The organism is Streptomyces triticagri (assembly GCF_003429565.1).
Classification (GTDB): Bacteria; Actinomycetota; Actinomycetes; order Streptomycetales; family Streptomycetaceae; genus Streptomyces; species Streptomyces triticagri.
Window position 1 is genome coordinate 18,972 of sequence record NZ_QUAK01000003.1, and the last position, 19,179, is coordinate 38,150.

At 70.4% G+C, this 19,179-nt stretch carries 14 protein-coding genes; 7 read left to right on the forward strand and 7 right to left on the reverse strand.

The genetic code is table 11. From position 1 onward, the window contains the following. Positions 1-56: 56 nt before the first annotated feature. Positions 57-1,766: a penicillin-binding transpeptidase domain-containing protein gene (locus DY218_RS00260; RefSeq protein WP_407703527.1), complete on the reverse strand. Its 1,710-nt coding sequence runs from the start codon at positions 1,764-1,766 to the stop codon at positions 57-59. Positions 1,767-1,882: 116 nt separating this feature from the next. Further along, on the reverse strand, positions 1,883-3,616 hold the full coding sequence (locus DY218_RS00265) for a dolichyl-phosphate-mannose--protein mannosyltransferase (protein ID WP_128553859.1): 1,734 nt from the start codon (positions 3,614-3,616) through the stop codon (positions 1,883-1,885). 147 nt (positions 3,617-3,763) lie between these two features. Between DY218_RS00265 and rsmI the strand changes: the two genes are divergently transcribed. The 6 genes from rsmI to DY218_RS00295 all read left to right on the forward strand — a co-directional run bounded on the left by rsmI (position 3,764) and on the right by DY218_RS00295 (position 10,028). After that, entirely contained in the window at positions 3,764-4,627 is an 864-nt protein-coding gene (gene rsmI, locus DY218_RS00270; protein ID WP_128553860.1) for a 16S rRNA (cytidine(1402)-2'-O)-methyltransferase, read from the forward strand. Between the two features lie 198 nt (positions 4,628-4,825). After that, a complete protein-coding gene (locus DY218_RS00275; RefSeq protein ID WP_128553861.1) occupies positions 4,826-5,326 on the forward strand; it encodes a hypothetical protein in 501 nt (166 codons plus the stop codon). 240 nt (positions 5,327-5,566) lie between these two features. Beyond that, complete coding sequence (locus DY218_RS00280; protein ID WP_128553862.1) at positions 5,567-6,436, forward strand: TatD family hydrolase; 870 nt, start codon at positions 5,567-5,569, stop codon at positions 6,434-6,436. Between the two features lie 194 nt (positions 6,437-6,630). Beyond that, positions 6,631-7,986 (forward strand): resuscitation-promoting factor, encoded by a 1,356-nt coding sequence (locus DY218_RS00285; protein ID WP_128553892.1) that lies wholly within the window; start codon positions 6,631-6,633, stop codon positions 7,984-7,986. Positions 7,987-8,220: 234 nt separating this feature from the next. Next, the gene (gene rsmA, locus DY218_RS00290; RefSeq protein ID WP_128553863.1) at positions 8,221-9,105 is read left to right on the forward strand and encodes a 16S rRNA (adenine(1518)-N(6)/adenine(1519)-N(6))-dimethyltransferase RsmA; all 885 of its coding nucleotides are present in this window, start codon (positions 8,221-8,223) and stop codon (positions 9,103-9,105) included. Next, the gene (locus tag DY218_RS00295) at positions 9,102-10,028 is read left to right on the forward strand and encodes a 4-(cytidine 5'-diphospho)-2-C-methyl-D-erythritol kinase (protein WP_128553864.1); all 927 of its coding nucleotides are present in this window, start codon (positions 9,102-9,104) and stop codon (positions 10,026-10,028) included. Before rsmA ends, DY218_RS00295 begins: the two co-directional genes overlap by 4 nt. A 120-nt stretch (positions 10,029-10,148) precedes the next feature. Here the strand turns inward: DY218_RS00295 and DY218_RS00300 are convergent, their stop codons facing one another. The 3 genes from DY218_RS00300 to DY218_RS00310 all read right to left on the reverse strand — a co-directional run bounded on the left by DY218_RS00300 (position 10,149) and on the right by DY218_RS00310 (position 16,020). Then, positions 10,149-12,050: an outer membrane protein assembly factor BamB family protein gene (locus DY218_RS00300; RefSeq protein WP_128553865.1), complete on the reverse strand. Its 1,902-nt coding sequence runs from the start codon at positions 12,048-12,050 to the stop codon at positions 10,149-10,151. Positions 12,051-12,175: 125 nt separating this feature from the next. Continuing rightward, positions 12,176-13,966 (reverse strand): outer membrane protein assembly factor BamB family protein, encoded by a 1,791-nt coding sequence (locus tag DY218_RS00305; protein WP_128553866.1) that lies wholly within the window; start codon positions 13,964-13,966, stop codon positions 12,176-12,178. A 245-nt stretch (positions 13,967-14,211) separates the two neighbouring features. Further along, positions 14,212-16,020 carry an ABC-F family ATP-binding cassette domain-containing protein gene (locus DY218_RS00310; RefSeq protein WP_128553867.1) on the reverse strand — a complete coding sequence of 603 codons (1,809 nt, stop codon included), beginning with the start codon at positions 16,018-16,020 and terminating at the stop codon, positions 14,212-14,214. Between the two features lie 264 nt (positions 16,021-16,284). Here DY218_RS00310 and DY218_RS00315 point away from each other — a divergent pair, with 264 nt between their 5' ends. Beyond that, the gene (locus DY218_RS00315) at positions 16,285-16,998 is read left to right on the forward strand and encodes a helix-turn-helix transcriptional regulator (protein ID WP_128553868.1); all 714 of its coding nucleotides are present in this window, start codon (positions 16,285-16,287) and stop codon (positions 16,996-16,998) included. A 45-nt stretch (positions 16,999-17,043) separates the two neighbouring features. On the opposite strand, the gene DY218_RS00320 is transcribed toward DY218_RS00315, so the two are convergent. Beyond that, a complete protein-coding gene (locus DY218_RS00320; protein ID WP_128553869.1) occupies positions 17,044-17,337 on the reverse strand; it encodes a hypothetical protein in 294 nt (97 codons plus the stop codon). Between the two features lie 21 nt (positions 17,338-17,358). Further along, positions 17,359-19,029: a sodium:solute symporter family protein gene (locus DY218_RS00325; protein ID WP_128553870.1), complete on the reverse strand. Its 1,671-nt coding sequence runs from the start codon at positions 19,027-19,029 to the stop codon at positions 17,359-17,361. Positions 19,030-19,179 lie beyond the last annotated feature (150 nt).

The following is a 19,179-nucleotide window of genomic DNA, read 5'->3' on the forward strand; positions in this document are numbered from 1 at the left end:
TGGGGCATGCGAACCAGTTCCGATACGTGACATCCCCCCGGGCTCGGCCCCGTCCGTCAGCCTGCGGACTTGAGCACCGAGGCCACCAGCGGACCCGCCGACTCGCCGCCGCGCCCGCCCTGTTGGACGACCGCCGCCGCGGCCATGTCGCCGCTCCAGGCAGCGAACCAGCCGTTGGGCTTCTTCTGCCCGTCGACCTCCGCCGAACCGGTCTTGCCGCCGATGTCACCGCTCATGCCGGCCATCGCCTCGGCCGCGGACCCGGACGTCGCCGTGTAGTTGAGCAGGGTCCGCAGCTGGCTGTGCGCCTTCGGGTCCAGCTTGCGCGGCGCGGTGGCCAGGGTGCGGTTGTCGACCTCCGGGGAGACCACGTACGGCTGCTTGAAGGTGCCGGTCTTGGCGGTCGAGATGAACGAGGCCACATTCAGCGGGCTCATCCGGACCCCGCCCTGCCCGATCAGCGAGGCCGCCTTCTGTGCGTCCTTCTGCACCGGCACCGCACCGTCGAAGGTGGGCACACCGCTCGTCCAGTTGCCCTTGCCGAGCCCGAAGACCTCCTGCGCCTGCTTGGTCAGATCGCCGTCGCCGAGCTTCTTGGCCTGGGTGATGAAGGCGGTGTTGCACGATGCGGCGAAGCTGTCCCGGAACGTACCGCCGTCGATCTTGAACTTCTCGACGTTCTGGAACTTCCAGCCCCCGTACGTGGCGTACTTGGGGCACGGGTGCTTCTTGCCGACGCCGGCCAGGTTCTTCTCGAGCAGCATCGAGGAGGTGACGATCTTCATCGTGGAACCGGGCGCGAGGGAGCCCTGGAAGGCCACATTGAAGCCGCCCGGACGGGAGTTGGCGGCCGCGAGGATCTCGCCGGTGCTCGGCTTGAGCACCACGACGGAGGCCTGCTGCCGGGAGCCCGCCTCCTTCTCCGCCGCGGCCTGCGCGCTCGCCGAGATGGTGGTCTTCAGCGTGCCGGGCGTCCCCTTGGAGAGGGTGACCAGGGTCTTGTCGGGCAGCGCCTTGCCGTCGTCGGACTTCCCGCCCTCGCCGTCGGTGCCGTCCTCGGCCGGCCTGCCGCGCACGATCTGCAGCTCGACGCCGGCGTCGCCGCCCGCCTTCTTGCCGTACTTCTCGCGCAGGCTGTCCAGGACACCGCCGAGCGAGGGGTACTTGTCCTCGGTGAGCTCGGCGCCGTCGCGGTCCACGGCCTTGATGGGCGGGGTGCCCGCCTCGCCGGTGCGCAACCGGTCGCCCTCGCGCAGATCGGGGTGCAGCACGGTCGGCTTCCAGTCGACCACCGGCTGTCCGGTCTTCTCACTGCGGACGACGGTCAGTTCGGAGGCGTACGCGAGCGGCTTGCTCTTGCCCTTGTAGAAGACCTGGGCCGACACCTTGAACGGGACCTTGGTGCCGGTCCGCTTTCCCGGAGTGAGCTGAACCTTGTCCAGGCGGGCGTCCTTGCGGTATCCGGTCAGGGCGGTGCGGGCGGCGGCCGAGTCGTCGGTGTGCGCGGCCGCTTCCGCGGTGTCGCCCTTCGACCAGGCGGTGAGGAATTCGTTCGCGGTGGTCCTCACCTCGGCCGCGCTGGGCGGCCCGGTGCGCGCCGAGCGCTGCTCGGTGGCCTGCTGACCACCGTCGTCGCCGTTGTCGACGAGCAGGTACGCGGTCACCCCGACGGCCGCCACCGCGACGCCGATCGCGCACGCGGACAGCGCGACCTTCATCTCCTTGGACATCTCCTCGCGCCCCTGGACGCGCCCTCTTCTACCCACAGCCCTGCCCGCTCCTCCGGTTGTCGCCCCACGCCTCTGCCGGACTGCGCACCCTATCCGGCCCGTATCACGCCCGGCACTCAAGGGGTCACCGTGCGCTTCAGGTGCTGCTCCGGTCAGACCCAGGTGTCGAACCACATACGGGAGCGCCACTGGTCGATGGGGATCGGCTGACCCGTGTAGATCGGCCAGAAGTAGATGAAGTTCCAGACGATGAGCAGGACCAGGACGCCGGAGGCGACCGCGCCGATCGTGCGCCGCCGTTCCGTGGCACCCGGCGGCCCGAGCAGTGCGCCGATCATCATCGCCACCGCCAGACACAGGAACGGTACGAAGACCACCGCGTAGAACACGAAGATGGTCCGCTCCTGATAGGCGAACCACGGCAGATACCCGGCCGCGACCCCGCAGAGGATCGCCCCGGCCCGCCAGTCGCGCCGCAGCAGCCAGCGCCACACGACGTAGGCGAGCGCGAAGCAGCCCGCCCACCACAGCAGCGGGGTGCCGAGCGCGAGGACCTCACTGGCGCACTTGTCCGCGGTGCCCGACGGACAGCCGTCACGGCCGGGACCCGGCGACTCGTAGTAGTAGGACACCGGGCGGCCTGCGACCAGCCAACTCCACGGATTCGACTGGTAGGTGTGGTTGTCGGTCAGCGAGACATGGAACTGGTAGACGGTGTACTCGTAGTGCCACAGACTGCGCACCCAGTCCGGCAGCCAGGTCCAACTGCCGCCCTGGCCCGCCTCGGTGGCCCAGTCCCGCAGATAGCCCTTGTCGCTGAGGATCCAGCCGGTCCAGGACGCGACGTAGGTGACGATCGCGACCGGCACGGTGGAGACGAAGGCCGGCAGCACGTCCCGGCGCAGCACCGCGCGGTACGGTGCGGCGGCGCCGGCGGTGCGACGGGCGCCGACGTCCCACAGGACCGACATCAGGGCGAAGGCGGCCAGGACGTACAGGCCGTTCCACTTGGTGGCGAAGGCGAGGCCCAGGCAGACGCCCGCGGCCAGCCGCCAGGGACGCCATCCAAGGCGCAGCTCGTCACCGACGAAGACGTCCGGGCGCACCACACCGTCGGGATCCGTCGGCAGCGCCGCGGCGAGCCGGGCCCGCACCCTGTCCCGGTCGATCACCAGGCAGCCGAACGCGGCGAGCACGAAGAACATCACGATCAGATCGAGCAGTGCGGTGCGGCTCATCACGAAGTGCAGCCCGTCCACCGCGAGCAGCCCGCCCGCCAGACAGCCGAGGAACGTGGAGCGGAACAGCCTGCGCCCGATCCGGCACAGCATCAGGACGGACAGGGTGCCGAGCACGGCGACCATGAACCGCCAGCCGAACGGATCGAAGCCGAACATCCACTCGCCGAGCCCGATGATCCACTTGCCGACCGGCGGATGGACCACGTACGAGGGATCGGTCGGGACGGTCACCCCCGAGCCCTGGCTCAGGACGGTGTCGTCGAAGTTCTTCGGCCACTCGACCTCGTAGCCGCGCTGGATCAGCGCCCAGGCGTCCTTGGCGTAGTACGTCTCGTCGAATATGACGTCGTGCGGCTTGCCGAGCCGCCAGAAGCGGAGCGCCCCCGCCACCAGGGCCACCAGCAGCGGCCCCGCCCAGGCGAGCACCTTCACCAGGCGGGCGGCCCGGTCGGCGGGGATGCCGAGCGCCGCCCACAGGCGCGGGCCCGGTTCGCGGTACGGGGGGACCAGCCGCTCGCGCACCGGGGTTCTGGGCGCCGGGACGTACCCGAAACGGCGCAGCCGACGCTGCCACGACGGCTGCTGCTGTCCGGCCGGGCCCTGTTGCCGGGCGGCGGCGTCGGTGGAGGACGCGGTACTGGTCACCGCGCCATCGTAGGGAACCGTCCTGTGCGAGTCCCGCGCCGTCCCGGCGTGGAACCGGATGCCCCTCCACCGGTTGTGCAGGGGCGGGCGGTACGGCCTCGGCTGCGGCCGACCGGGTGCCCGGTGGCGGGCTGCGAGGATGGGGGCGTGACTGGAACGCTCGTACTCGCAGGGACGCCCATCGGGGACACCGCCGACGCACCGCCGCGGCTGGCCGCCGAGCTGGCCGCCGCCGACATCGTCGCCGCCGAGGACACCCGCCGGCTCCGGCGCCTCACCCAGGCGCTCGAGGTGCAGCCGCGCGGCCGGATCGTCTCGTACTTCGAGGGGAACGAGAGCGCCCGTACGCCCGAGCTCGTCGAGGCGCTCGCGGGCGGTGCGCGGGTCCTCCTGGTCACCGACGCGGGCATGCCGTCGGTGTCCGACCCCGGCTACCGACTGGTCGCGGCCGCGGTGGAGCAGGACATCCGGGTCACCGCGGTGCCCGGCCCCTCCGCCGTCCTCACCGCCCTCGCCCTCTCCGGCCTGCCCGTCGACCGCTTCTGCTTCGAGGGCTTCCTGCCCCGCAAGGCCGGCGAACGCCTCGGCCGCCTCCGCGAGGCCGCCGCCGAACGCCGCACGCTCGTCTACTTCGAGGCCCCGCACCGCCTCGACGACACCCTCGCCGCGATGGCCGAGGCCTTCGGCGGGGAGCGCCGCGCAGCCGTCTGCCGCGAGCTGACCAAGACGTACGAGGAGGTGCGGCGCGGGCCGCTCACCGAGCTCGCCGCCTGGGCCGCCGAGGGCGTACGCGGTGAGATCACGGTCGTCGTCGAGGGGGCGCCCGAGGTCACCGAGGAGCTCGACGCCGAGGAACTGGTCCGCAGGGTGCGGGTGCGGGAGGAGGCGGGCGAGCGCCGCAAGGAGGCGATCGCCGCGGTCGCGGCCGCTGCGGGGCTGCCCAAGCGGGAGGTCTTCGATGCCGTCGTCGCGGCAAAGAATGCGGCTCGGCAGTCCCCGAGCAAGCCATAGGGACTATCGTAAAAAGCAAAGCAAAGGCCGCGCATCAGGCACTTTCCCCATGACGGCACCAAAACCGCGCCAATAGTCGACAGGCCTGGTGCGCTCACCGCCATCGAGGCGTCCACTGGAGTGGAGGGCGGCTTCGCCCTCCACCCGGTGGGCCCCGCCCTCCGGGGCGTCCTCGTCCGACGGACCAGAGGAGCCGGCATGAGCGAGATCACCGGCCGTGAGGCGGGCCTTCCGGGGCCCGCGGCGGCATCGTCCCCTTCCACGCCGTCATCCGCTTCACCTCGCCCCACGCCGGTGGCCACGGCGCATGAGTCGTACGCGTTCGCCTGCATGCGGTGCGGGCACGGGTGGGAGCAGGACTACACGATCGAGCACCACGTGGACGGCAAGGGCAACGAGTTCGTGACGTACCTGGCCGAGGGACACCGGGTGCCGTCGCCGCTGTCGCGCCCCACGTGCCTCAACTGCGGCGGCCACGTGGTCCGGATCATGCGCGCGGGGCGGGTCTCGTCGGTACGGGACGTCGCGCGGCGACTGTACGAGGGGCCGGCGGAGCCGGCTCCTGGGGTCGGGGTCACGTCCCCGGAGCCCCCTTCGGAGGGTTCGGGCGCGAGCGAGGGGGAGGCACATCACTGGCACCTGTCGGACCTCCTGCACCCGTTCCGGGGCCGGGGCAACTCCAGCCCGTCCGGCGATTGAGGACATCTTCCAGCCCGTCCGGCGCTTGGGGACGTCTTTCAGCCTGTCCGGCGCTTGGGCGCATCTTCCAGCCTGTCCGGCGTTTGGGGACGTCTTCCAGCCTGTCCGGCGCTTGGGGACATCTTCCAGCCCGTCCGGCGTTTGAGGACATCGTTCAGCCTGTCCGGCGTTTGAGGACGAGGCCGCCAGGCCGATGCCTGGAAACGGAAGCAACGCCCCGGCGAACTTAGGATCGGGGGCATGAGTTCGAAGGAAGCCGCACCACCACTCCCCGAGCCCCTGCTCGGCGAGGTGGCGGATTCGCACACACACCTCGACATGCAGGAAGGCACCGTCCAGGCCGCCCTGGACAAGGCAGCCTCCGTCGGCGTGACGACAGTCGTACAGGTCGGCTGCGACGTCACCGGATCCCAATGGGCCGCGGACACCGCGGCAACGTACGCGTCCGTGCACGCGACCGTGGCACTGCATCCCAACGAGGCACCGAGGATCGTCCTGGGGGACCCGGACGGCTGGTCCCGGCAGGGGTCGCGGGAAGCCGGCGGCGAGCCCGCGCTCGACGAGGCGCTCGGCGAGATCGACCGGCTCGCGGCGCTCGACCACGTCAAGGGCGTCGGCGAGACCGGGCTCGACCACTTCCGTACCGGGCCGGAGGGCATGGACGCGCAGGAGCGGTCGTTCCGCGCGCACATCGAGATCGCCAAGCGGCACGGCAAGGCCCTCGTCATCCACGACCGCGAGGCGCACGCGGACGTCCTGCGGATCCTCAAGGAGGAGGGCGCCCCCGAGCGCACCGTCTTCCACTGCTACTCGGGTGACGCCGAGATGGCCCAAGTCTGCGCCGAACAGGGCTACTTCATGTCCTTCGCAGGGAACGTCACCTTCAAGAACGCCGCGCCGCTGCGCGAGGCGCTCGCGGTCGCGCCCGCGGAGCTCGTCCTGGTCGAGACGGACGCGCCGTTCCTCACCCCGGCGCCGTACCGGGGGCGGCCCAACGCGCCGTATCTGGTGCCGGTCACGGTACGGGCGATGGCCGAGGTGAAGGGCATGCCGGAGGAGGCGCTCACCGAGGCGCTCCGCGTCAACACCGCGCGGGCATTCGGCTATTGAGCCCCCGCGGGCGGCGGACACCCGCCGCGACCGACCGCGACACAGCGTGTTCGAGTGACTTTGGAGAGTGACGGTCGCTCCGCTAGGTTCTGTCCGCCCGATGCAGGACCCAGCGAGCCCGGAGCGTCGTCGTGAGCAGTGCGCAGGGTGGTCAGCAGGCGGTACGCGGCGGCCAGGACACCGATACCGACACCATGACCGCGCCGCCCCGCAGCGGCCAGGCGTACGCATCGGGCATCGGGGTGCAGGCCTTCCCGTACGGGCGGTGGTCCGACGCCTGCCGCACCGGCCCCGGCGACACCTGGGCCGACCCGCCTGCGGCCGCCGCTCCCGGCTTCGGCCCCGCCTCCGGGGAGCACACGCAGGCCGCGTACGACCGGGCCGCGGCGACCACCCTTGACGCGGGACCGCTGGAACCGGCACCGTCCCGGCGCGCACCGAGGCGACGGCCGGTGCAGGGCGGGGCCGAGCCGTTGCGCCGACTCGTGCCGAAGGCGCTGGTCGTGGCCTTCCTCGCGGGCGGCACCTCCGCGTTCGTCTCCGCCGACAAGGCGGTCACCCTGTCCGTGGACGGCCGGTCACGCACCCTGCACACCTTCGCCGGCGACGTCGACGAACTCCTCGAGGACGAAGGCCTCGACCTCGGCGCGCACGACGTGGTCGCGCCCGGCCGCGGCGCCGAGCTCGACTCCGGCGACGAGGTCGTCGTCCGGTACGGCCGCCCGCTGCGGATCACCCTCGACGGCATCTGGCACCAGGTGTGGACGACCGCGGACACCGTCGAAGGGGCGCTGCGGGAGCTCGGCGTACGGGTGGACGGCGCGTATCTGTCGGTGCCGCGGTCGCAGCGGATCGCCCGCAGCGGGCTCACCCTCGACGTACGCACCGAGCGGACCGTCACGGTGATGGCCGACGGCCGCGAACGGACGGTGCGCACCAACGCCGCCACGGTGCGCGAGGCGGTCCGCGCCGCGGGCATCACCCTGCGCGGCCACGACACCACCTCCGTACCGCCGGACAGCTTCCCGCGCGACGGGCAGACCCTCACGGTGCTGCGCATCACCGCCGGCCAGGAGGTGCGCGAGGAGCCCGTCGCCTACGAAGTCCGCCGGATCGAGGACGCCACGCTCGACCGGGGCACGGTGGAGGTCGTACGGCCGGGCCGGTCGGGCGCGCGCCGCCTCACGTACGCGGTGCGCACGGTCAACGGTGTACGGGAACGGCCCCGCCTCCTCCGGTCCGAGACGGTCCGCGAGCCGCGCACCGAGCAGATCCGGGTCGGCACGAGGACGCTGCCCGCTTCGGTGCAGGGGGCGGACGGTCTGAACTGGGGTGCGCTGGCGGCCTGCGAGTCGGGCGGCCGCCCGGACGCGACGGATCCGTCCGGGACGTACGGCGGCCTCTACCAGTTCGACACCCAGACCTGGCAGAGCCTCGGAGGCACCGGCCGCCCCCAGGACGCCCCCGCCGCCGAACAGACCTACCGCGCCAAGAAGCTCTACATCCAACGCGGCTCGAGCCCGTGGCCCCATTGCGGATCCCGCCTCTGAACGGACTCGCCATGTCAGCCCGTCGGGCACCGAATTCAGCCCGTCCGGCGTTTGAGGACGAGGCCGCCAGGCCGATGCTTTTCAGCCCGTCTGGGGCCCCCGGAGGAAGTCTGGGGGAGTTTGAGGACATCTTTCGACCGGCGGTCGACCGCATGGCTTCGGCTCCGCCTCAGCGGCTGCGTCGCCGGAGGGGCTTGGACGGGGTCAGCCGCCGCGGCCCCGTACCCTGGCCCCGTGAGCAGCCCCACCCCTGACCCCCTCCTCGGCCCCGCCGAGATCCGCGATCTCTCCACCAAGTTGGGCGTACGCCCAACAAAGCAGCGCGGCCAGAACTTCGTCATCGACCCCAACACCGTCCGCCGCATCGTCCGCACCGCGGACGTCCGCCCCGACGACGTGGTCGTCGAGATCGGCCCGGGCCTCGGTTCGCTGACCCTGGCCCTCCTGGAGGCCGCCGACCGCGTCACCGCCGTGGAGATCGACGACGTCCTCGCCGCCGCGCTCCCCGCCACCGTCGAGGCCCGGCTGCCCGCCCGCGCCGACCGCTTCGCCCTGGTCCACCGCGACGCCATGCTCGTCGACGAACTCCCGGGGCCCGCACCCACCGCGCTCGTCGCGAACCTCCCGTACAACGTCGCGGTCCCCGTACTGCTGCACATGCTCGCCACCTTCCCGAGCATCCGGCGCACCCTCGTCATGGTGCAGGCGGAGGTCGCCGACCGCCTCGCCGCCGCTCCCGGCTCGAAGGTCTACGGAGTGCCCTCCGTCAAGGCCAACTGGTACGCCGAGGTGAAGCGCGCCGGCTCGATCGGCCGGAACGTCTTCTGGCCCGCGCCGAACGTGGACAGCGGCCTCGTCTCCCTGGTCCGCCGCACCGAACAACCGGCGACGACCGCGACCCGCGCACAGGTCTTCGCCGTCGTCGACGCCGCCTTCGCCCAGCGCCGCAAGACGCTGCGCGCCGCGCTCGCCGGTTGGGCCGGATCCGCGGCCGCCGCGGAGAAGGCGCTCGTCGGCGCGGGCGTCTCGCCGCAGGCGCGCGGCGAGTCGCTCACCGTCGAGGAGTTCGCCAGGATCGCGGAACAGCACGCCACCGGCCGCCAGGAGGCCTCCGCATGACCGGGCCCGCCACCCCCGGCGTCACCGCACGCGTCCCCGCCAAGGTCAACGTCCAGCTCGCCGTCGGCGGCCCCCGCCCCGACGGATTCCACGACCTGGCCAACGTCTTCCTCGCCGTGGGCCTGTACGACGAGGTGACGGCCACCGAAGCGGACGAACTGCGCATCACCTGCTCGGGCCCCGACGCGGCCCAAGTGCCCCTGGACCGCTCCAACCTGGCCGCCCGCGCCGCCCTCGCGCTGGCCGAACGGCACGGCCGCAGCGCCGCCGTGCACCTCCACATCGACAAGGACATCCCGGTCGCCGGCGGCATGGCCGGCGGCAGCGCGGACGCCGCCGGCGCCCTCGTCGCCTGTGACGCGCTCTGGGACACGCGCGCCTCGCGCGAGGAACTCCTCGAGATCTGCGCCGAGTTGGGCAGCGATGTGCCATTCAGCCTGGTCGGCGGAGCCGCCCTCGGCACCGGACGCGGCGAGCGACTCACCCCGATCGAGGTCGGCGGCACCTTCCACTGGGTGTTCGCGGCCGCGGACGGTGGACTCTCCACACCGGCCGTGTACTGCGAGTTCGACCGCCTCTGCGCAGCCGAGGGCCGCACCGTACCCGCCCCGGAGGCGTCGCCCGCGCTGCTCGACGCCCTGCGCACCGGCGATCCGAAGGCACTCGCCGACACGATGAGCAACGACCTGCAGCCGGCAGCCCTCTCCCTCTTCCCGTCCCTCGCGGACACCCTCCGCACCGGTTCCGCGGCCGGCGCCCTCGCCTCCCTGGTCTCCGGCTCCGGCCCGACCACGGCCTACCTCGCCCCGTCCGCCGCAGCGGCCGAGGACATCGCCCAGACCCTGCGCACATCCGCCACCTGCCGCACAATCCGCACCACAACGGCCCCGGCCCCGGGCGCCCAGCTGCTCACGGCCCGCTAGGGGACGTACCCGCCGAACCAGAAGGGGCGGCCCGGAGAAGGCCCTACGGCTGTCGAAGCCGCGCCTTCCCGGACCGCCCCTGCCGCGTGACGAACTCCCGCGGTGAGCCGAGCGCCCCGCCTACTGCGTGCTGAACACGATCGCCAGCGGCGTCACGTCGGAACCGGTGGGCTTGCGCGCGTAGTTCCCGGACATGAAGAGCCGGCCCTCGGTGTAGAGGATCTCCGCGTAGCTCGGCTGGAAGCTCTTCTCGATCCGGTTGAGGCTGCGGTCCGCCGGGTTCTCCATCAGGGTCGTCTGCTTGAAGGTGCTCCCGTCGACGCTGACGACCTGTCCGCCCTTGTCGTACGGGCCGGTCTTGTACGCGATGATGTTCTGCCCGTCCATCCGGAGCGGGGTGATCGTGTACTTGTCGCCCGCGTCCGCGCGGTCGGTGGTGAGCTTGCCGGTCTTGAGGTCGAAGGACACGATCTCGTTGGTCTGGCCGTACTCACCGGTGCCCGCGTCGTGCTCCTCGGTCGGCAGGTAGATCTTGCCGTTGCCCACGGCGAGCATCTTGCAGCCGCTGACCTCGGTGGCCTCGCATTCGGCGCCGTACTTCTCGGCGTCCGCGGAGATCTTGGTGATCAGCTTGCCGGTCTTGTCGTCGATCGAGAAGAAGTCCGAGATGCTGCTGCCGTCACCCGCGGTCTCGTTCACGTCCGCCGCCACGACCAGCGGCTTGCTGGACACGATGTGCGGGTACTGGATGCCGGGCGACATCTTGTACGAGGACTTGACCTTGCCGCTCTTGGGGTCGATCACCTGGACCTGGTTGGTGGGGTTCTGGTAGTCGCCGCACTGACGCACCACGGCGAGTGCCTCGCCACCCTGGTAGCCGACGTCCTTGCACTGGTCCGCGGAAACCTCGGGCTGCCACAGGGACTTGCCGGTCTTGGCGTCCCAGGCGGCGCCGCCGCTGGTGCCGCCCGCCGCGACCGTGCCGCCACTGATGGTGACCTCGTCCATGCGGACCTTCTCGTCACCGGTCTTCGCCTGCTTGGTCCACAGGAGCTTGCCCTCGTTGAGGTCGAGAGCAGCCACCTCGGTGCAGCCCATGTGCGGGTCCGCCTTGGTCGGCTTGCCGCCCTGGAAGACGAGCGCGGTGATGCCGTCCTCGGTGACCTGGTCCGAGGCCCAGCAGACCGGGCCCTTGAGCGGGACGTCCCAGGACTTCTTGCCGGTCTTGACGTCGTAGCCGACGACCTCACTGATGCCGCTCTTGGCGTACACCTTGTCGGTGGCCCAGGAGCCGGAGACGACGACGCTGCCGTTCTTCTCCTTCACCTCGGGCATCGGGATCTGGTAGGCCACCTTCGACTTGATGTTGGCCGGTGCCTTCTCCTTGCCGCCGCCACCACCGCCGCCCTTGGTGTTGTCGCCCTTGCCCTCGGTGCCGGCCGAGCTCTTCGACTCGTCCTTCTTGTCGTCGTCGCCCTTGGAGTTGGCGAACCAGACGCCACCGCCGATGATCAGCGCCACCGCGACCACGGCCGCGATGATGATCGTCATCTGGGTGTTGAGCTTCTTGCCACCACCCGTGCCGCCGGGACCGCCGGGCGGCGGCTGCATCTGCGGCTGCTGGTACGAGCCGTACTGCGGCTGCTGACCCGGGTAGCCGTACTGCCCCGGCGCCGGCGTCGGCTGACCGGGACCCTGCGGATAGCCGTAGCCCGGAGCCGGAGTGGCCGGCGGCTGACCCGCACCGGGCGCACCCGGCGGAGGAGTCGACGGCGGACCCGACGGCGGCGGCGTCTGCGGCGGGGGCGGGCTCTGCGGCGCGCCCGCGGGCGGCGGCGTCTGCGGGTAGCCGTAACCCGGGTCCTGCGGGGCGCCGAAGCCGCCCGGAGGCGGGTCCTGCGGTGCTCCGAACCCGCCGGACTGAGGCTCCTGGGGCGCTCCCGGTCCGCCGGGCGGCGGGTCCTGAGGCGCTCCGAAGCCTCCCTTCGGGGGCTCGTTGGGCGGCTGGGGCGGCTGCGTCATTTCTCTACCTCTGCGATACGGAACGGGGGCCCTGGCAGTGAGCCACGGTCGACTTCCGGGAGATCTGGGTCAACTACGGGCGATCTTCGGTCACTTGACGGTCAATGGCGATGGAGCGGCGTCCGTCACTTGCCGAACGCCAGCATGCGGGCCGCGTCCTTGGTGTCGCCCTTCATCAGCCGTGAAGTGGTCAGGAAGAAGCGCCCGTCGGCATACTTCAGCTTTCCGCTGGTCATCGAGTTCTCGATGCTCGCGGCCGACTCCGGGTGCTTGAGCACGGTCGTCGGCTTGCTGCCGCCAGGACCGAACTTCACGATCGCGCCGGGCTTGTCGTACGTCGGGTCGACGTAGGCGAGCAGGCCGGTGCCCTCCCGCTCGAGCGGCAGCGCGGACCGGCCCTCGCCGGCCTTGGCACGCCACTTGGGCTTACCGGTGTCGAGGTCGAAGGCGACGATCTCGTTCGACCGGCCGGAGCTGGCGCTGCCCTCGGGCTCGGTCGCCATGTAGAAACTGTCGCCGTCGGCGACCATGCCGTCGCAGCCGTTGAGCTGGCGCTCGAAGACCGCCAGACCGCCGCACTGCTGGCGGAAGCTGTCCTTGCCGCCGTCGAGCTGGGAGCGCACCTTGCCGCTGTCGGTCAGCGCCATGATGCTCCAGGTCTTCTCGTCCCTGTTCGTCACCGAGATGACGATCGGGTTCGTCGAGTAGACCTTGCTGACCTCCCAGCCCTTCTTGGTGGCGAACTTCCACTTGGCCTTGCCGGTCTTGGGGTCGATCAGCTTGAGGTTGTCGTTCTCCGTCGACGTGGAGCAGGAGTCGACCTGCATCATCCGCTCACCGCCGGCGAAGGCGGCGGGGAAGCACTTGCCGTCCTTCTCAGCCTCGAAGAGCTTCTTGCCATCGCTCATGCGGAAGGCGCTACCGGACTGGGAACGGGCCGCTGCGACGGTGTCACCGGTGATCGAGAGCTCCAGGGTGATGGTGCTGTCGAAGAGTCCACCCTCCCCGACCCCCTTCTTCCACCCCTTCTTTCCCGTCTTGAGGTCGATCATCTGCAGTTCGGAGCACTCGGCTTTGGAGCTTGCCTTGTCCTTGTGTGCGATGACGACCTTCCCGTCATCCGTCGCATTCCGCGGAGTCGCACACACCTCGTACGGCAGCTCGACCTTCCACTTCTCCTTGCCGGTCTTGACGTCCCAGGCCGTGACCTCTTTGTAGGCGGCCTGTACGACGTTGTCCCCGACGACCCAGATGTCCTTAAGCTCCGCGCCGTTGCCGGGCAGGTCCATCTTGTTCGTGGCCATCCACGCCTTGGCCTCGCCGGGCTTGCTGTCGAGGCTGTCGCCGCCCTCGCGGCCGCCGCCGCTGCCGTCGCCCTCGTCGACCGGATCCGACTTGCCGGGCTTCGGGTCGTTGGACTTCTCGGCGACCGGCTTCTTCGGCTTGTCGTCGTCGCCACCGCTGACGGCCAGGTACACACCGCCGCCGATCACCAGGAGACCGGCCACTGCGGCCGCGATGATCATGCCGGGCTTGCCCTTGAAGAACTTGCCGGGACCGGACCCGCCGCCGTCACCCGGACCACCGGGCGCCGGCGCACCGGGGAACTGCGGCGGCGGAGTCTGCCCGTATCCGGGCTGCTGCTGACCGTACGGGCCGGGCTGGTTGTACGGGCCGGGCTGCTGGCCGTACGGCCCCGGCTGGTTGTACGGACCGGGCTGGCCGTAGCCGCCGCCACCCTGCGGCGGGGTCTGCGGATAGCCGTACCCGGGCTGCGGAGGGGCCGGGGGCTGGGCCGGCGGCTGGCCGGGCGGCGGGGGCGGGGTGCCCGGCGCGGCGGGCGTGCCCTGCTGAGGGTCCTGCGGAGCACCAAAACCGCCCTGGGGCTGTGGCGGCTGGTCGGGCGGCTGGTTCATCAGCGCGTTACCTCATCACGCGGTTCCCACACCCGGACGGCCTCCCCCGCGATTCCGTTGGTCAAATCCCCCCGGAATGGAGCGTTTCGGGCGTGGTCCCCGCAACTCAAAGTCAGTCGAGCGGGAGTTCTTTCTATCACTGACCTGTGCATGAACACCGGTTCGGTCGATCCCCTGTTCCCAAGGGCGGACCCGGCCGTGATGCCTCCGTTACGTCCGCGGCGAGTGCTTCGGCCACCGCCGAATCAGGCGTCCTCGGCGAGCTCGAGCCAGCGCATCTCCAACTCTTCGCGCTCTCCGGTGAGTTCACGCAATTCCGCATCCAGCTTTGCGACCAGGGCGAAATCCGTGGCGTTGTCCGCGATCTCCGCGTGCAGCTTGGATTCCCTGCCGGAGATCTTGTCCAGCTGCCTTTCGATCTTCTGCAGCTCCTTCTTCGCCGCCCTGGCGTCCGCCGACGACCGGCCGCCGGCGGCCGGCGCCGGCGCTGCGGGAGCCGCCGCCGCGGAGGCCGTCTCGGCCAGCTTGTGCCGGCGCTCCAGGTATTCGTCGATGCCGCGCGGCAGCATCCGCAGCGTCGCGTCCCCGAGCAGCGCGAACACCCGGTCCGTGGTGCGCTCCACGAAGTACCGGTCGTGCGAGATCACGATCATCGAGCCCGGCCAGCCGTCGAGCAGGTCCTCGAGCTGGGTGAGCGTCTCGATGTCCAGGTCGTTGGTCGGCTCGTCGAGGAACAGGACATTGGGCTCGTCCATCAGCAGACGCAGGATCTGCAGCCGGCGCCGCTCGCCGCCGGACAGGTCGCCGACGGGCGTCCACTGCTTGTCCTTGTTGAATCCGAACTGCTCGCAGAGCTGGCCCGCGGTCATCTCCCGGCCCTTGCCGAGGTCGACCCGGTCACGTACCTGCTGCACGGCCTCGAGGACCCGCAGATTCGGGTCCAGTTCGCCCACTTCCTGGGAGAGATAGGCCAGTTTGACCGTCTTGCCGACCACCACACGGCCGGCCGCCGGCTGCACCTCGCCGTCGCTGCGGGCCGCATCGGCCATCGCGCGCAGCAGCGAGGTCTTGCCCGCGCCGTTCACACCGACCAGGCCGACCCGGTCGCCCGGACCGAGCTGCCAGGTCAGATGCTTCAGGAGCAGCTTGGGCCCGGCGGTGACGGTGACGTCCTCGAGGTCGAAGACCGTCTTGCCGAGCCGGGACGAGGCGAACTTCATCAGCTCGGAGGTGTCCCGCGGCGGCGGCACGTCCTTGATCAGTTCATTGGCCGCCTCGACGCGGAAGCGCGGCTTCGACGTACGGGCGGGGGCGCCGCGCCGCAGCCAGGCCAGCTCCTTGCGGACCAGGTTCTGCCGCTTGGTCTCCTCGGTGGCGGCGATCCGCTCGCGCTCGGCCCGCGCGAACACATAGTCGCTGTAGCCGCCCTCGTACTCGTAGACGTGGCCGCGCTGCACGTCCCACATGCGGGTGCACACCTGGTCGAGGAACCAGCGGTCGTGGGTGACGCAGACCAACGCGGAGCGGCGGGCGCGCAGATGGGCGGCGAGCCAGGAGATGCCCTCCACGTCCAGGTGGTTGGTGGGCTCGTCGAGGACGATCAGATCGGGCTCGCCGATGAGGAGCTTGGCGAGTGCGATACGGCGGCGCTCGCCACCGGAGAGCGGGCCGATCACGGTGTCCAGGCCGTGCTCGAAACCCGGCAGGTCGAGCCCGCCGAAGAGCCCGGTGAGCACATCGCGGATCTTGGCGCTGCCCGCCCACTCGTGGTCGGCGAGGTCACCGATCACCTCGTGCCGCACGGTCGCGGCGGGGTCGAGGGAGTCGTGCTGGGTGAGCACGCCGAGCTGCAGTCCGCCGCTGTGCGTGACCCGGCCGGTGTCGGGCTCCTCGAGGGCCGCGAGCAGCCGGATCAGGGTGGTCTTCCCGTCGCCGTTGCGCCCGACGACGCCGATCCGGTCGCCCTCCGAGACACCGAGGGAGACGCCGTCGAGCAGGGCACGGGTGCCGTACACCTTGGCCACAGACTCGACATTGACCAGATTGACGGCCATCAAAGCTCCAGAAGAGGGGACGATCGGTTCTCCAGCTTACGGCCCTGACCACGGCCGTCCGCCGGCCGGCTGCTCAGCTCCGTCCCCGCCGTCGAAGCGACGTCAATACACGGGAACCGGCCGGAATGTCGGGGATTCGGTATTCCGGGGGAGATCTGGACGAGAGGGGGCGCGCAACCTCGAACAAGCGTGTAGCTTCCGGGGAACGGAGGGCCGGGGGGCTCCCGGTCGTGCAGGTCGGTGGGGGAATTGGGGGGTTGCCCGATGGGTGTGCGACTCATGGTGGTGGACGACCACCGGCTGCTCGCCGAGGCGCTCGCCTCGGCACTCAAGCTGCGCGGGCACCGGGTCCTCGCCGCGGCCGCGCCCGCGGCCGGGGCGGCCGAACTCGTCGTGCAGCGTGCGCCCGAGGTGTGCCTGCTCGGCACGGCCACGCCCGCGGAGCCGGGCACCTTCGATCCGGTCGTACGCATCAAGCGGGAGCGCCCGCAGGTCGCCGTGGTGGTCCTCGGCCCGGTGCCGAATCCTCGCGGGATCGCCGCCGCGTTCGCCGCCGGCGCCTCCGGATACGTCCGCCACGACGAGCGGATCGAGGGGGTGGAGCGGGCCATGATGAAGGCGCGGGCCGGTGAGTCGGCCGTCGCCCCGCAGCTTCTGCAGGGTGCCTTCGGTGAGCTGCTCAATCCGGCCGCACAGCCGGACGACGAGGGCCAGCGTCTGCTGCAGCTGCTCACGCCGCGCGAGGTGGAGGTCCTGGTCCGGGTCGCCGACGGCGAGGACACCCGGCTGATCGCGGCGGGCATGCGGATCGCGCCCAGTACGGCCCGTACGCATGTGCAGCGGGTGCTGATGAAACTGAATGTGGGGTCGCGTCTCGAGGCGGCCGCGCTCGCGGCCCGGACGGGTCTGCTCGACCGGGCGGGGCCGTTGCCCGAGCATGACGCCACTACCACGGCGCAGGGGCCGGAGTTCGGGTGAACTCCGGCCCCTGCGTTGTGTGTTGAGCGGTCCCGACGGGTCCGGTCAGCCGTTCTCGTCCTTCGCCGCCTCCGGCGGTGCGGGCGCCTCGGTCGGCCGCAGCTTCAGCCAGACCAGGAAGAACAGCCCGAGCGCCAGCATGGCGAGCCCGGTCCACAGATTGATGTTGACGCCCTCGGCCTTGTCCAGGTCCGCGTCGGACGCGGTGAATCCGGCGATCGTCACGATCACGCCGTAGACGACGAACAGGCCGCCGATGATGCGCCGGATGTCGAAGAGCCGGGCCGCCGTCGCGGACTTCCGCTCGAGCTCGGAGACTTCGCGCTGCAGTTCAGACATTTTGTTTCAGCCTCCGATCGGTCAGAACGAGTACGGGATGTAGCAGGCGGCGGAGATGATGAGCGCGCTCCAGCCGAGCAGCGCGGGCTTGCGGTACCAGGCCAGGTCGCCCTCCTCCGGCGGTGCCTCCACCTCCGGGCTCGGCATGCCGTAGACGAGTCCCGCGAGCTCGGACTCGGGCTTCGGCGTGGTGAACAGGGTGACCGCCACCATCACGACGGCACCGGCCACGAATCCCACGATCGCAGAGACGAAGTTGGCGCCCTGGTCGCTGGGGATGTCGATGATGCCCTGCTTGTACAGCACGAAGTAGTTGACCATCGCCGCGCTGGTGCCCGCGAGCAGACCCCAGACACCCGACTTCATGGAGGCCCGCTTCCAGAACATGCCGATGATGAAGACGACGAACATCGGGACGTTGAAGAAGGTGAACAGCGTCTGCAGGTACGTCATGATGTTCGAGAAGCTGGCGGCCACGAAGGCCGTGCCGATCGAGGCCACCACACCGATCGCCGTGATCAGCCGCCCGAAGCTCAGGTAGTACCGGTCGTCCCGGTCCCGCTTCACGTACTTGCCCCAGATGTCGTACGTGAAGACCGTGTTGAAGGACGAGACGTTGGCGGCCATACCGGCCATGAAGGCCGCGATGAGGCCGGTCACGGCGACACCGAGCACACCGTTCGGCAGCAGTTCCTGCATCAGCACCGGAATCGCGTCGTTGTACGTCAGGTCGGAGCCCGCGGTGCCGATCTTCGGGACCACCACGGCGGCGGCCAGGCCCGGGATCATCACCAGGAACACGATGAAGATCTTCGGGAAGGCGGCGATCAGCGGGGTGCGCTTGGCGGCCGACATGTTCTTCGCCGACAGGGCGCGCTGCACCTCGGCGAAGTTGGTGGTCCAGTAGCCGAAGGAGAGCACGAAGCCGAGGCCGAGGATGATCGTGAGCCAGTTGGCGCCGAGCGGGTTGGCGTCACCGATGCCCGTACCGCCCCAGGCGCTGAGGAAGTTGTCGCCGTGGCTCTTGGCCAGCGAGTCCGTGAGGCCGTCCCAGCCGCCGACCCGCTTGAGGGCGAGCACGGTGAGCGGGATGAGCGCGGCGAGGATCACGAAGAACTGCAGCACCTCGTTGTAGATCGCCGAGGACAGGCCGCCGATCGTGATGTACGCCAGGACGAAGATGCCCGCGACGACGATCGACACCCACTGCGGCCAGCCGAGCAGTGCCTCCACGACGATCGACATGGCGTACAGGTTCACGCCCGCGATCAGGATGGAGGCGAAGGCGAACAGGATCGAGCTCAGCAGATGTGCGGACTTGTCGAACCGCTGCAGCAGGAACTCGGGGACGCTTCGGACCTTGGAGCCGTAGTAGAACGGCATCATCACCAGGCCGAGGAAGACCATGGCGGGGATGGCGCCGATCCAGTACCAGTGCACGACGGCCACGCCGTACTCGGCGCCGGTGGCCGCCATGCCCAGGATCTCGGTGGCACCGAGATTGGCCGCCACGAAGGCGAGACCGGTGACCCAGGCAGGCAGGGAGCGGCCGGACAGGAAGAAGTCCAGGCTGGTCTTCACGCTGCGGCGGGCGGCGAATCCGATACCGAGCACCACGACGAAGTAGATCGCCAGGAGCGTGTAGTCCAGCCCGTTGGTGGGGAGCCGAAGCCCTTCGGCCAGGTATTGCATGGGGGAACTCGCTTCGTTGCGCGAACTGATCAGACGCGAACCTACGCCCCCATGTTCAAAAAATGAACAGTCCGCTGAGGTTCTTTGTTTGTTCGTGATCGAGTGAGGTGGATTCGGAGTGGAGGTTGGAGGGCTTTCGGTCGACTGGGA

Coding starts and splice junctions, on each gene's coding strand:
- DY218_RS00275 (WP_128553861.1), top strand. CDS start 4,826: ATGAGCGAGATCACCGGCCGTGAGGCGGGCCTTCCGGGGCCCGCGGCG.
- DY218_RS00280 (WP_128553862.1), top strand. CDS start 5,567: ATGAGTTCGAAGGAAGCCGCACCACCACTCCCCGAGCCCCTGCTCGGC.
- DY218_RS00285 (WP_128553892.1), top strand. CDS start 6,631: ATGACCGCGCCGCCCCGCAGCGGCCAGGCGTACGCATCGGGCATCGGG.
- DY218_RS00295 (WP_128553864.1), top strand. CDS start 9,102: ATGACCGGGCCCGCCACCCCCGGCGTCACCGCACGCGTCCCCGCCAAG.
- DY218_RS00300 (WP_128553865.1), bottom strand. CDS start 12,050: ATGACGCAGCCGCCCCAGCCGCCCAACGAGCCCCCGAAGGGAGGCTTC.
- DY218_RS00305 (WP_128553866.1), bottom strand. CDS start 13,966: ATGAACCAGCCGCCCGACCAGCCGCCACAGCCCCAGGGCGGTTTTGGT.
- DY218_RS00310 (WP_128553867.1), bottom strand. CDS start 16,020: ATGGCCGTCAATCTGGTCAATGTCGAGTCTGTGGCCAAGGTGTACGGC.
- DY218_RS00315 (WP_128553868.1), top strand. CDS start 16,285: ATGGGTGTGCGACTCATGGTGGTGGACGACCACCGGCTGCTCGCCGAG.
- DY218_RS00320 (WP_128553869.1), bottom strand. CDS start 17,337: ATGTCTGAACTGCAGCGCGAAGTCTCCGAGCTCGAGCGGAAGTCCGCG.
- DY218_RS00325 (WP_128553870.1), bottom strand. CDS start 19,029: ATGCAATACCTGGCCGAAGGGCTTCGGCTCCCCACCAACGGGCTGGAC.